Source organism: Erwinia sp. 2186, assembly GCF_057812255.1.
On record NZ_CM173824.1, the window covers coordinates 2,716,691 to 2,729,774 of the forward strand.

Consider the following 13,084-nt stretch of genomic DNA (forward strand, 5'->3'; position numbering starts at 1 on the left):
TGATTAGCAGTAATAAAGGGCGCGATTATCGCGCCCTTTTTTTATGCCGATCCGCGTTCAATCAGCACCGGCGGCAGGATCACGTTCTGCACCGCGCCTTCCGGGTCGGCCATACGCTGTAACAGCCGCTGTGCGGCGCTTCGCCCTATTTCACGTGCTGAACTGGTTATAAAGGTCAGCGGCGGATCGGTCAGCTCGGCCTCCGGCGAATCGCCAAATCCCACTAACGCCATCTGCTGTCCGTAATAGCTGTCCATGCCTCCTTTGCCAATGGTTCGGCCGGTGCGCTGCAGGCCGAAATAGCAGCCCAGCGCCACCGAGGCGTTATGGCAGAGAATGGCGGTGATGGTTGGATGATGATGGATCAAATTCTCGGTCACCTCGGCCACGTCCCGCTGATGGCGACCGCTTTCAATAATCCAGTCGCTGCGAAACGGCAGACCGTATTGCATCAGCGTGGAACAGTAGCCACCGATCCGTTCGGCCCGCGTCAGCGATGAACCGGATCCGCCCAGCCAGGCGATGCAGTGATGCCCGCGCTTGATCAGGTATTCCGTGGCAATTTTTGCCGCATGCATATTGTCGGGGCGGATAGAGTCGGTGTTCTCCAGGCTGCTGGCTCGCGAAGCACAGATAATGGCGATGCCCTGCTCCCGCGCTTTTTCCACCAGATGGGAGGCATTATCTGCGCCGCCACCCAATACGATGCCCTCCACGCCCTGCGCCACCAGCGTGTCGAAGCAGCGATCGAGTTTTTGCCCTTTCGGCCCGCTTTGGGTCAGAAACAGCACCTTGCCGTTTTTCTCCAGCCCTTCGCTCAACCCTGCGGTCATCTCGGCATAAAACGGCTGGCACAGGTCCCGCACGATCAAGCCGATGACGCCGCTGCCTCCGCCTCTGAGCATGGTGGCAGAACGATTGGGAACGAAGCCCAGCGCCTGAATGGCCAGATTAACCCGTTCAGAGGTGGCAGGCGAAATGCGTCCTTTGCCGGAAAGCACTAGCGAGACCGTGGTCACAGAGACGCCCGCTTCGGCGGCAACATCATTAATGGTGATTTTTTTCAGCGACATATTTTGTCCAGTCAGCCCTGGCTGACCTGTTCGTACAACATGATCGAAACAGCAGGGTAAAACGTTACACCTGCAGGCCGATAAATAAAACCTTCTTGGCCGGGAAGAGTGTGACATGTCGCGCATTAATGGGTGGTAAAACGTTTTATCATTTTTTACCTCAGCAGCGGCTGAGCATTTTTATGCCAGGAGAGACCATGTCGGCCACCAAACAAAAAATTACGCTTTGGGAGTTTTTCCAGAGCTTAGGCAAAACCTTTATGCTCCCCGTCGCGCTGCTCTCTTTCTGCGGCATTATGATGGGTATCGGCAGCTCGTTGAGCAGTCATGATGTCATTACCCTGATCCCGTTCCTCGGTAATTCGGTGCTGCAGCTGATCTTTATGTGGATGAGCAAAGTCGGCTCCTTCGCCTTTAGCTATCTGCCGGTGATGTTTGCCATCGCTATCCCGTTGGGAATGGCGCGCGAAAACAAGGGCGTTGCCGCCTTCTCCGGCTTTGTCGGCTTCGCGGTGATGAACCTGGCGGTGAACTTCTGGCTGAACGCCAAAGGCATCCTGCCATCCACCGATGCTGCGGTGCTGAAAGCCAATAACATTCAGAATATTATCGGCATTCAGTCCATCGATACCGGCATCCTCGGCGCGGTGATCGTCGGTATTATCGTGTTTTATCTGCATGAGCGCTTCAACACCATTCGCCTGCCGGATGCGCTGGCGTTCTTCGGCGGTACGCGCTTTGTGCCGATTATCACCACGCTGGTGATGGGCCTGGTCGGTCTGGTGATCCCGCTGATCTGGCCGTGGTTTGCCGCGGCAATTACCGGCCTGGGCTGGGTGATTAACGGTGCTGGCGAGTTCGGTCCGATGATCTTCGGCACCGGCGAGCGTCTGCTGCTGCCTTTCGGCCTGCAGCATATCCTGGTGGCGATTATCCGCTTCACCGATGCCGGTGGCACCATGGATGTCTGTGGTCACAGCGTCAGCGGGGCGTTAACCATCTTCCAGGCCCAGCTCTCCTGCCCAACCTCTGCTGGTTTCTCTGAAAGCGCCACGCGCTTCCTGTCACAGGGCAAAATGCCGGCCTTCCTCGGCGGCTTACCGGGTGCGGCACTGGCGATGTATCACTGTGCCCGTCCGGAAAATCGTCACAAGATTAAGGGCCTGCTGATTTCGGGTGTGGTGGCCTGCGTGGTGGGCGGCACCACCGAACCGATTGAGTTCCTGTTCCTGTTTGTGGCGCCGGTGCTGTACGTGATCCATGCGCTGTTAACCGGCCTGGGCTTCACGGTGATGGCGGTGCTGGGCGTGACCATCGGCAATACTGACGGCAACGTGATCGACTTTGTGGTGTTTGGGATCCTGCACGGTCTGTCGACCAAATGGTATTTCGTGCCGGTGGTTGCCGCCATCTGGTTTGTCGGTTATTACCTGATTTTCCGCTTCGCAATCACCCGCTTTAATATCAAAACGCCGGGACGCGATCTGGACACCACCACCGTTGAGAAAAATATCTCGGCCACCGTCGGCAAATCGGGTTACAACACGCCAGCGATCCTTGCAGCGCTTGGCGGCATGGACAATATCGCCTCGCTGGATAACTGTCTGACTCGCCTGCGTCTGACCATCAACGATATGAGTCTGGTGGATGATGCGGCGCTGAAAGCTAACCGGGTGATTGGCGTGGTCCACCTTAACGAACACAGTTTGCAGGTGGTGATTGGGCCACAGGTGCAGTCGGTGAAAGATGAGATGGCCAGCATGATGGCGACGGTTCCGGGCTAATCGCACGCTGAACCTGAGCAACGCGGGGCTGAAGCCGATTTCAGCCCCGCTTTATTTTGCCGTCATTAACAGAGTTGAGGCTATTATGTTTGATTTTGACCGGGTAATCGATCGCCACGGCAGCTGGTGTACCCAGTGGGATTTTGTGGCCGACCGCTTTGGCCGCGATGATTTACTGCCCTTCACCATTTCGGATATGGATTTCGCCACCGCGCCCTGCATTCTTTCGGCGCTCCAGCACCGTGTGACGCATGGCGTGCTGGGTTACAGCCGCTGGCAGCATGAGGATTTCCTCTCCGCCATCGACCACTGGTATCAGCAGCGGTTTGCGCTGCGCGTCGATCGGCAACAAATTGTCTACGGGCCGTCGGTGATCTATATGGTGGCGCAGCTGATCCGCCACTGGTCCTCCGCGGGCGATGCGGTGCTGATCCACACGCCGGCCTACGATGCCTTTTATAAAGCGATTGAAGGCAACGATCGTCAGGTACTGTCGTTGCCGCTGGTTCGCAACGGTGCAGAGTGGCAGTGCGATATGGCGGCGCTTGAGATCCTGCTGAGCCGCGACGAGTGCAAAATCATGCTGCTGTGCAGCCCGCACAATCCGACCGGCAAAGTGTGGCGTCGCGATGAGCTTCAGCAGATGGCCGATCTGTGCCAGCGCCATGGTGTGCAGGTGATCAGCGACGAAATCCATATGGATATGGTGATGGGCGACCAGCCGCATGTGCCGTGGATCGCCGTTGCGCGGGGACGCTGGGCGCTGTTCACCTCCGCCTCCAAAAGCTTTAACGTGCCGGCGCTGACCGGTGCCTATGGCTTTATCAGCGACGAGGCCGATCGCGAGGCCTGGTTCCACGCGCTAAAAAGTGCCAATGGCCTCTCTTCCCCGGCGGTGATGGCCGTTGCCGCACACATCGCCGCCTACCGCGAAGGGGCGGAATGGCTGGATGCCTTACGGGACTATCTGCGGGCTAATCTGCAGCAGGTTGCCCGCCGGCTGAATCAGGCGTTTCCACAGCTGAACTGGCAGCCGCCGCAGGCCACCTATCTGGCGTGGATTGACCTTAATCCACTGGGACTGGACGATAAGGCACTGCAAAAAGCGCTGATCGAACAGCAGAAAGTGGCGATCATGCCGGGCTACACCTACGGTCCGCACGGCAACGGTTATCTGCGGCTGAACGTCGGCTGCCCACGCAGCAAACTGGATGACGGCCTCGATCGGCTGATAGCAGCCATTGAGAGCCTGCTTTAGCCTGCCATCCCTGAATCTGCGGCCGACAGGCCAGCCTGAGCACAAATTATCGGCACTTGACGCGTCGTTTGCGCAATTCACTGGCGGTGTTGCGCAAAATGTTTTTATACTGCTATGCACTTATTAAAACTACATGAGTGCGCCGACATGATTGATACCCAGCTTCCCCTCACCGATATTCATCGCCACCTTGACGGCAATATTCGTGCACAAACCATTCTGGATTTAGGCCGCGAGTTTAACCTTACCCTGCCCGCCACTACCCTGGAACTGCTGCGTCCGCACGTTCAGGTCACCCAAACCGAGCCGGATCTGGTCAGCTTTTTAAACAAGCTGGACTGGGGCGTCAAGGTACTGGGTTCACTGGAGGCCTGCCGCCGTATTGCGCAGGAAAACGTGGAAGATGCCGCCCGTGCCGGGATCCATTATGCCGAGCTGCGTTTCTCGCCGGGCTATATGGCAATGACCCACAACCTGCCGGTGGCGGGCGTGGTGGAAGCGGTGATCGACGGCGTGCGCGCCGGTTGTCAGCAGCACAATATTGACGTGCGCCTGATTGGCATAATGAGCCGTACCTTCGGTGAAGAAGCCTGCCTGCGCGAGCTGGAAGGCCTGCTGGCTCACCGTGATGGCATTACCGCGCTGGATCTGGCCGGTGATGAGTTGGGCTTCCCGGGCAGCCAGTTCCTCAGCCACTTTAACCGCGCGCGCGATGCCGGTTTCCGCATCACCGTTCACGCCGGTGAAGCCGCTGGCCCGGAGAGCATCTGGCAGGCCATTCGTGAGCTGGGCGCCGAGCGTATTGGCCACGGCGTGAAGGCCGTTGACGATCCGGCGCTGATGGATTTCCTTGCGGCGCATAAGATTGGCGTGGAATCCTGCCTGACCTCGAATATTCAGACCAGCACCGTGGCTTCGCTGGCACAGCATCCGCTGGCGAAATTCCTCGATCACGGCATTCTGGCGACCATTAACACCGACGATCCGGCGGTTCAGGGCATCGAGTTGCCGTATGAGTATGAAGTCGCGGCGCCACAGGCGGGTCTGAGCCTGGCGCAAATCCGCACGGCGCAGGAAAACGGTCTGAAGATTGCGTTCCTGACCGACGCGGAGAAAGACGCGGTGCGCGCCCGCGTGGCGGCATAGAGACGAAGTAATATCAGGTCGACCTGACGGCGACCGCAACAAAAAGCCCCACGGATATCCCGCGGGGCTTTTTTATGGCCTGGACTATTCAGGCCGTTACTGCAGCGACTTTTTAGCGTAAAGCGTTTACTTCAAAGAGAGGGTCTGACGCTTCTCGGCCGACTGCAGGCCCAGTTCAATCAGTTCCATCACCTGAATCGCTTCTTCAGCGGTTACCGGGTTGCTGCCGTCACCGGTGATTGCATCGCGGATGCCCGCATAGTACGCCGGGTAGTTGCCTGGTATGGTCAGCAGCGTCTCTTCCGCCATCATCTCACCATTCACCAGCGTCAATACCCCATCACGCATATCGTAACCCCAGTCTTCCTGCGGTGGACGTGCGCCCGCTTTCAGACGGTCTTCCTGCGGATCCAGGCCGTATTTCACATAGCTGCCTTTGGTGCCATGGACCTGGTAACGCGGAGATTCCGCCGCCACCAGCATGCTGCCATGCAACACCACACGACGCTGAGGATAGGTCAGCACGGCGTGGAAATAATCGGTGGTTTGCGCGCCCGGACGCAGCTCGGCGGTATCGACATTGATGGCGACCGGAGAGCCGAACAGCTGCAACGCCTGGTCCAGCAGATGCGGCCCCAGATCGTACCAGATGCCGCTGCCTGCGCCCTTCTGCTCGCGCCAGCGGTTACGCACTTCCAGACGGAAGCGGTCGAAATGCGATTCAAAGTAACGCACTTCACCCAGCGTGCCTTCGGCCAGCAGCGTTTTCAGCGTCAGGAAATCACTGTCCCAGCGGCGGTTGTGGAACACCGACAGCATCAGCCCTTTGGCTTTCGCCAGCGCGTCCAGCTCACGGGCCTGCGACAGCGTCACGGTGAAAGGTTTGTCCACCACCACATGTTTACCGGCGTTCAGCGCGGCTTTGGCCAGCGGGAAGTGGGTATCATTGGGGGTTGGGATGACGATCAGTTGCAGCCCAGGATCGTCAAATAACGTTTGTGGATCGGAGACTACCTGAGTGGATGGCCAGTCAGCGTGCACTTTGCTGGCATCACTGCTGGAGACGGCGGACAGTTCCATGCCCGACGTACCGGCGATCAGTGGCGCATGGAAGGTCTTGCTGGCAAAGCCGTAACCGACCAGCCCTACACGAATTTTGTCGCTCATTTGCATTCCTCTTGTCACTTACCCTGATGATTTAAGACTATCAGCAGGGTAAGGACAAGCGGGAATTACCTGAATTATCCGTTTCGCTTAACTATTGGCACTTCTGGGCAAATCCCAGCTTTCCTGCGCCACCAGCGCATCGTGTGCGTCCAGCGAACGGCGGCGGAAATCGCTCGGACTGACGCCAACGCGTTTGCGGAACACGCGTGAGAAATAGAGCTGATCGTCGTAGCCGACAATCCTGCCGATGGTAGCGATCGGCTCCTGGGTGGTTTGCAGCAGCAGCTTGGCGCGGATCACCCGCTGATCCTCGCGCCAGCGCAGCAGGTTGACCCCCATTTGCTCGCGGAACAGGTGCGCCAGCCGCGAGGGCGACAGGCAGACGTGGTTGGCCACTTCGTCAATTTTCAGCTCGCCGGCCAGGTTGCTGGTGACGAACTGGCAGGCCTCAATCACCCGCGGATCGCGAATTTGCTGATGGCTACGCGGATCCTCTTCCACCGCCCGCAGCAGCAGACGTTCCAGCAGGTTCATCGCCAGCTCTTCGGCAAAGCGTCGCCCGGAGGTGTGCGTTTGTTCGATGTTGGCAAACAGGCGTTCAAACTCGCCGCGCAGACGTTCCGGCAGCCGCAGCCGGCCAACGCCCTTCTTCTCGTCCTGCCACACCAGCCAGTCGCTCCAGTAGGCGCGGGGACGGAAGTAAATCCAGCGGTGGTGCCAGCAGTCGCTTTCTGGCGATCGGCCATAATAATGCTGGGTTTTTGGCTGGAACAGCAGCAGATCGCCAGGTTCACAGTCAAAGGCATCCTCACCGTTAAACACCTGGCCCCGCCCTTTGGTGGTCAGGTTAATGATAAAGCCTTTCATGCCCAGCGGACGGTCGATAAAGAAGTCCAGACCATCCCCGGCGTTAATCGGCGTCAGTCCCGCCACCAGCCAGGCATTGAACTGATAGCCAGGTAACAACGGGTTAGATTGCGCCACGGGCGCTAAGCGATGGTACATAACGCCTCCTGATCAGGCTGCTTTAGCTTTCTGTTTGTAACGGTCGAAAATCACCGCCGCTAACAGTATCAAACCGCGCACCACATACTGTGAGAAAGGCGAGATATTCAATAAATTCATCGCATTCTCCACCGTTCCGAGGATCAATACCCCGGCAACCACATAGGAAATTTTGCCGATCCCGCCCTTCAACGACACGCCACCCAACACGCAGGCGGAGATCACAATCAGCTCATAGCCCAGTGAGGTCATTGGCTGGCCGCTGGTCATACGCGAGGCCAGAATAATGCCCGCCGCAGCGGAGACCAGGCCGGACAGAATAAAGATGATAATGCGGGTGCGTACCACCGGAACCCCGGCCAGACGCGCCGCTTCTTCATTACCGCCAATCGCCAGCGTGTTGCGGCCAAAGGTGGTTTTATTCAGCAGGAAACCAAAGATAATCATGGTGCCGATGGTCAGCCAGACCGGTGCAGGCACGCCGAACCAGTTGGTGTAACCCAGCGCAAAGAAGCGCTCGTCTTCGATACCTACCGCCTGACCATTTGAGAAGATATAGGCCAGCCCGCGCACAATCTGCATCGTCGCCAGGGTGGTGATCAGCGCATTGATTTTCAGCTTAGCGATAACGAAACCGTTCACAAAGCCGCAAACCACGCCCAACAGCAGACCGGCGAAGATGCCAATCCACAGGCTTTCGGTCATATTGATCACCACCGCGGTGGTGACGCCGGCACAGGCGATAACCGACGCCACCGACAGGTCAAAATCGCCGGAGGCGAGGCAGAACAGCATGCCGCAGGCCACCATGCCGGACATCGACATCGCCAGCCCCAGGCCTTTCATATTGATCAGTGAACCGAAGTTCGGCACGAAAATAGTGCAGCCGATAAACAGCACGGCAAACACCACCAGCATACCGAAGTGATCCCAGATGCGGCCCAGATTAATACGCTGGGTTTGTTTCGGTGGCGTCGCGGGTGACGTGGTGTGAGATGACATTTAAATACTCCTTCTTATCAGGCCACAGCTGCGGCGCGTTGAGTCGTTTTCGGCATGGCAAGACCAAGGGTCAGCGCTTCGGTGGCCTCGGTATGGCTCAGTTCACCGGCGATTTCACCCTCTCTCATCACCAGGATGCGATCGGCCAGCCCCATCACTTCAGGCAGGTCGCTGGAGGCAAACAGCACCGCAATGCCCTTTTCTGCCAGCGCATAGATCAGGTTATAAATTTCATTTTTCGCCCCAACGTCGATGCCGCGCGTCGGCTCATCCAGCAGGATCACTTTCATCTCTTCAGAGAGCCAGCGGCCAAGAATGGCTTTCTGCTGGTTACCGCCGGAGAGGTTCATGATCAGCTGGTCGGCTGACGGCGTTTTGATGTTGAGCGATTTAATGTGCGAGGCGGCATTTTTGCTTTCCCACTGGTTGTCGATCAGACAGCCGGCGGTCAGGTTGTTGCGCCTTGCGCTGATATTGATGTTGTCGCGCACCGAGTGAACCGGAATGATGCCGTCCGCCTTACGATCTTCCGGACAAAGCAGGATCCCGGCGCGAATGGCGTGGGCCGGCTCCTTGATCACAATCACTTCGCCATCCAGACGCAGTTCGCCGCCGGTCAGTTTGGTGGCACCAAACAGCCCTTTCATCAGCTCACTGCGACCGGCACCGACCAGGCCGAACAGACCGACGATTTCACCGGCATGCACTTTTAATGAGATCGGCTGACGTACGCCTTTGGCCTGCACTTTATCCAGCTGCAAGCGCACCGCGCCGGTTTCGCGGGGCGAATAGCCATAAATGTCGCCGATTTCGCGGCCGACCATCGCCTGCACCAGCTCGTCGTGGGAGGTGTTGGGCACGTCGTCAAAGGTGCGCACGTAGCGCCCGTCCTTAAATACGGTGATGGCATCGCTGAGGGCAAAGATCTCTTCCATACGGTGCGAGACGTAAAGCACCACGCGGCCCTGCTGGCGCAGCTGGCGGATCACCCGGAACAGGTGTTCAATTTCGCGGGCGGAAAGCGAACTGGTTGGCTCATCAAAGGCGATCACCTTGGCGTTACGCGCCAGTGCCTTGGCGATTTCCACCATCTGCCACTGGCCGAGCGACAGAGATTTCAACGGGGTATCCGGGTCGATATCCATCCCCAGGTTTTTCAGCTGCTCTCCGGCCTCATAGCGCAGCAGTTTGCGGTTTACAAAGCCCGCCCGCTGCGGCAACTGACCAAGGTAGATGTTCTCTGCTACCGACATTTCCGGCACCAGATGCAGCTCCTGATAAATAATGGCTACCCCCGCATCCAGCGCGTCGGTGGTGTGGGTAAAGTTGACGGGCTGCCCCTTCAGACGGATTTCGCCGCTGGTTGGCTGGTAGCTGCCGCTAAGAATTTTCAACAGCGTGGACTTGCCCGCGCCGTTTTCGCCCATCAGGGCGTGGATCTGGCCCGCGCCACATTCAAAACTGATGTCCTGCAACGCCTTCACGCCTGGAAAGGTTTTTCCAATGCCGTGAAAGCTCAGATATGCGGGTTGCGTACTCATGTTATCTCCTGACCGGTTACCGACCTTCGCAGGGCAACGGCGCCATCCGCGCCGTTGCCTACGGTGTTGTTACATCAGGCCTTTTTTCGCCAGTTCTGTTTTGAAGTTGTCACGGGTGATCAGCACCACGTCGGTCACTTCCGTGAACTTCGGTGGTTCAGCGCCTTTGTTCACCCAGTTGTACAGCATCTCGATGCTCTTATAGCCATGCACGTCCGGGCTTGGCAGCAGCGAGCCGTAGAAGCCGGTCGCCTGGCCTTTTGACAGTTCGTTCACCGCATCAACACCGTTGATGCCGATACCAATCACGTCCGGTGCCTTAAAGCCCTGACCTTCCGTCGCACGCACGCCACCCAATACGGTGTTGTCGTTCATGCCCAGCACCAGCCAGTGTTTCACGCCGGGATGCTGTACCAGCAGGGAGTTACCGGCATCGAACGCGCCAGGGATATCGTTAGATTTGGTTGGCACTTTGTAGATCTGGTTAGCCGGGAAGCCTGCGGCCTTCAGGGCATCCATTGAGCCGCCGGTACGACGACGCGCGGTATCCAGCTCATCCGCGGTGATCGCCATCACGCCGGTATCCTTCGCATCCCAGCCGCGTTTTTTCATCTCTTTATACAGTTCCTGCCCCTGACGCTCGCCAATTTTGGTGGCGGCCATCATCACCAACGGCACGGTGTCCATCGGTTTGCCTTTAGCGGTCACAAACTGGTCATCCACGGCGATAACTTTCAGATCGTAACTGCGGGCCTTGGCAACAATGGCAGAACCGAGTTTCGGATCGGGCGTACAGATAACGAAGCCTTTGGCGCCGCTCGCCGCCAGGCTGTCGATGGCATTCAGGGTTTTTTCACCATCTGGCACGGCAATTTTAATCACTTCAAAGCCCATCTCTTTCCCGGCTTTGTCAGCAAATTTCCACTCGGTCTGGAACCAGGGTTCTTCAGGCTGTTTGACCAGGAAACCGAGTTTCATGGTCTCAGCCATAGCTGATTGTGACATAACGGCTGCAAGGCCAATGGCAGCAAGCGCGTAGGGTATTTTGTGCATGAGGCTCTCCGGCTCAGTTCCCGCTTTTCGGCGGTGTGATGTAAACGGTATCATTCGGAATGCTGCCCACTTAAGGGCTTAAAACAGCAAGTTTTTCGGTCAGGACAGCAGGACCTGTGCCGATGAGCGCTAGTTTTAACGGGAACTTACGTGATAAAGGGAGAGCGGTATCACACCCTGAGATTACAGTTATTCTGTCCATACATTTAGCTAAATTAACCTTCATGTAACCTTTGAGCTACATCACAGAATCCCGCACCATGACAGAAAAGTGCATATTTGCAGCGTCCTTAACCTAACGGCAAAGCGCGCCACTTCTTAGGGTAGTCAGACAGGTTTATACATACCGTCTGGAGAGAAGAACATGCAGTTGGGAGCCATAACAATAGGTCTGGATTTTGGCAGTGATTCGGTTCGTGCTCTGGCGGTGGATTGTGCCAGCGGACAGGAATTGCATTCACAGGTAGTGGCTTACTCTCGCTGGCAAGCCGGGCTTTATTGTCAAAGCCGCATCAACCAGTTCCGCCATCATCCTCAGGACTATATCGACGCCTTTGAACAGGCCATTCGTGACGTTGTCACTAAACTAACCCCCGGGCAGCGACAGAATGTGGTGGCCATCGGCGTGGATTCCACCGGTTCAACCCCTGCCCCCATCGATCGCCACGGTAACGTGCTGGCATTGCTGCCTGAGTTTGCCGAGAACCCCAACGCGATGTTCGTGTTGTGGAAAGATCACACCGCGATAAAAGAAGCCGAAGAGATTAATGCCCTGTGTCATGGCGGAAAGTTCGAGGACTATTCGCGCTTTATCGGCGGTATTTACTCTTCCGAATGGTTCTGGGCGAAGATCCTGCACGTCAGCCGTGAAGATCGCGCGGTGCGCGAAGCGGCGGTCTCCTGGATTGAACTGTGTGACTGGGTGCCGGCCTTACTGAGCGGCACCACGGCACCGCAGGATATCCGTCGCGGGCGCTGTGCGGCGGGACATAAATCCTTATGGCACCCGGAATGGCAGGGCCTGCCGACCCGCGAGTTCCTTGACGCGTTGGACCCGATGCTCACTGAACAGCTGGATACCCCGCTGTTTAACGAAACCTGGACCGCCGATCTGCCGGTTGGCCAGATCACCGCTGAATGGGCGGAACGCCTGGGCCTGCCCGACACCGTGACCCTGTCTGGCGGCGCTTTTGACTGCCATATGGGCGCCGTCGGCGCGGGCGCACGTCCCTATACGCTGGTGAAAGTGATTGGCACCTCTACCTGCGACATTCTGATTGCCGACCCGCAGCGCGTGGGCGATCGCGCCATTAAAGGTATTTGTGGTCAGGTGGACGGCAGCGTGGTGCCGGAGATGATCGGTCTGGAAGCCGGCCAGTCTGCCTTTGGCGATATGTATGCCTGGTTCAGCCGTCTGCTGAGCTGGCCGCTGGATCAGGCGGCACAAAACAGCCCTGAGCTGGCTCCCAGCCTGGCCGCCATCCGTAAGAACCTGCTCAACGATTTGACCAAAGCCTGGGCTGACGATCCGCAGCTGGAGCATCTGCCGGTGGTGCTGGACTGGTTTAACGGTCGCCGTACGCCGTTTGCGAATCAGCGTCTGCAGGGGGTGATCACCGACCTGAATCTGGGCACCGACGCCCCTGCGCTGTTTGGTGGATTTATTGCCGCCACCGCTTTTGGCGCGCGCGCCATTATGGAGTGTTTCGAGCAGCAGGATATCCCGGTCGAAAGCATTCTGACCCTCGGCGGCATTGCCCGTAAATCGCCGGCAATTATGCAGGTGTGTTGCGATGTGATGAACCGCCCGCTGGATATCGTCGCCTCTGACGAGTGCTGCGCGCTGGGCGCGGCGATTTTTGCCGCCGTCGCCGCCGGTGTCTACCCGGACGTCCCGTCCGCGCAACAAAAAATGGCCAGCCCGATTGCCACCACCTTGCAGCCCGACGCCAGCCGCGTCGATCGCTATCAACAGCTTTATCAACGTTACCTTCAGTGGTGTGAAGTGGCCGAACCGCAGTTTGCCGCTCAACCGTCCAAAATTTAAGGAGAATG

At 57.6% G+C, this 13,084-nt stretch carries 10 protein-coding genes; 4 read left to right on the forward strand and 6 right to left on the reverse strand.

Going from position 1 to position 13,084, the window contains the following annotated elements:
- Positions 1-41: 41 nt before the first annotated feature.
- Positions 42-1,073 (reverse strand): Mal regulon transcriptional regulator MalI, encoded by a 1,032-nt coding sequence (locus tag ACXKZG_RS12515; RefSeq protein WP_134824033.1) that lies wholly within the window; start codon positions 1,071-1,073, stop codon positions 42-44.
- A gap of 197 nt (positions 1,074-1,270) precedes the next feature.
- Between ACXKZG_RS12515 and malX the strand changes: the two genes are divergently transcribed.
- The 3 genes from malX (at position 1,271) to add (ending at position 5,261) form a co-directional block, all read left to right on the forward strand.
- The gene (malX, locus tag ACXKZG_RS12520; RefSeq protein WP_338568756.1) at positions 1,271-2,857 is read left to right on the forward strand and encodes a maltose/glucose-specific PTS transporter subunit IIBC; all 1,587 of its coding nucleotides are present in this window, start codon (positions 1,271-1,273) and stop codon (positions 2,855-2,857) included.
- A gap of 85 nt (positions 2,858-2,942) precedes the next feature.
- Positions 2,943-4,115: a MalY/PatB family protein gene (locus tag ACXKZG_RS12525; protein WP_488874941.1), complete on the forward strand. Its 1,173-nt coding sequence runs from the start codon at positions 2,943-2,945 to the stop codon at positions 4,113-4,115.
- 147 nt (positions 4,116-4,262) lie between these two features.
- Positions 4,263-5,261 (forward strand): adenosine deaminase, encoded by a 999-nt coding sequence (gene add, locus ACXKZG_RS12530; protein ID WP_013201989.1) that lies wholly within the window; start codon positions 4,263-4,265, stop codon positions 5,259-5,261.
- Positions 5,262-5,387: 126 nt separating this feature from the next.
- Here add and ACXKZG_RS12535 read toward each other — a convergent pair whose 3' ends face one another.
- From ACXKZG_RS12535 to ACXKZG_RS12555, 5 genes are all read right to left on the reverse strand, one after another.
- A complete protein-coding gene (locus tag ACXKZG_RS12535; RefSeq protein ID WP_134824031.1) occupies positions 5,388-6,428 on the reverse strand; it encodes an oxidoreductase in 1,041 nt (346 codons plus the stop codon).
- Positions 6,429-6,515: 87 nt separating this feature from the next.
- Positions 6,516-7,433 (reverse strand): arabinose operon transcriptional regulator AraC, encoded by a 918-nt coding sequence (gene araC, locus ACXKZG_RS12540; protein WP_013201987.1) that lies wholly within the window; start codon positions 7,431-7,433, stop codon positions 6,516-6,518.
- A 12-nt stretch (positions 7,434-7,445) separates the two neighbouring features.
- Positions 7,446-8,435 (reverse strand): L-arabinose ABC transporter permease AraH, encoded by a 990-nt coding sequence (gene araH / locus ACXKZG_RS12545; RefSeq protein WP_013201986.1) that lies wholly within the window; start codon positions 8,433-8,435, stop codon positions 7,446-7,448.
- 17 nt (positions 8,436-8,452) lie between these two features.
- Positions 8,453-9,976, reverse strand: coding sequence for an L-arabinose ABC transporter ATP-binding protein AraG (gene araG, locus ACXKZG_RS12550; protein WP_488874942.1), 1,524 nt, complete (start codon positions 9,974-9,976; stop codon positions 8,453-8,455).
- Between the two features lie 69 nt (positions 9,977-10,045).
- Positions 10,046-11,029: an arabinose ABC transporter substrate-binding protein gene (locus ACXKZG_RS12555; RefSeq protein ID WP_134824029.1), complete on the reverse strand. Its 984-nt coding sequence runs from the start codon at positions 11,027-11,029 to the stop codon at positions 10,046-10,048.
- A gap of 364 nt (positions 11,030-11,393) precedes the next feature.
- On the opposite strand from ACXKZG_RS12555, the gene ACXKZG_RS12560 reads away from it, so the two are divergent.
- Entirely contained in the window at positions 11,394-13,076 is a 1,683-nt protein-coding gene (locus ACXKZG_RS12560; RefSeq protein WP_488874943.1) for a ribulokinase, read from the forward strand.
- Positions 13,077-13,084: the final 8 nt, after the last annotated feature.

Coding starts and splice junctions, on each gene's coding strand:
- ACXKZG_RS12535 (WP_134824031.1), bottom strand. CDS start 6,428: ATGAGCGACAAAATTCGTGTAGGGCTGGTCGGTTACGGCTTTGCCAGC.
- ACXKZG_RS12515 (WP_134824033.1), bottom strand. CDS start 1,073: ATGTCGCTGAAAAAAATCACCATTAATGATGTTGCCGCCGAAGCGGGC.
- ACXKZG_RS12560 (WP_488874943.1), top strand. CDS start 11,394: ATGCAGTTGGGAGCCATAACAATAGGTCTGGATTTTGGCAGTGATTCG.
- add (WP_013201989.1), top strand. CDS start 4,263: ATGATTGATACCCAGCTTCCCCTCACCGATATTCATCGCCACCTTGAC.
- malX (WP_338568756.1), top strand. CDS start 1,271: ATGTCGGCCACCAAACAAAAAATTACGCTTTGGGAGTTTTTCCAGAGC.
- ACXKZG_RS12525 (WP_488874941.1), top strand. CDS start 2,943: ATGTTTGATTTTGACCGGGTAATCGATCGCCACGGCAGCTGGTGTACC.
- araH (WP_013201986.1), bottom strand. CDS start 8,435: ATGTCATCTCACACCACGTCACCCGCGACGCCACCGAAACAAACCCAG.
- araC (WP_013201987.1), bottom strand. CDS start 7,433: ATGTACCATCGCTTAGCGCCCGTGGCGCAATCTAACCCGTTGTTACCT.
- araG (WP_488874942.1), bottom strand. CDS start 9,976: ATGAGTACGCAACCCGCATATCTGAGCTTTCACGGCATTGGAAAAACC.
- ACXKZG_RS12555 (WP_134824029.1), bottom strand. CDS start 11,029: ATGCACAAAATACCCTACGCGCTTGCTGCCATTGGCCTTGCAGCCGTT.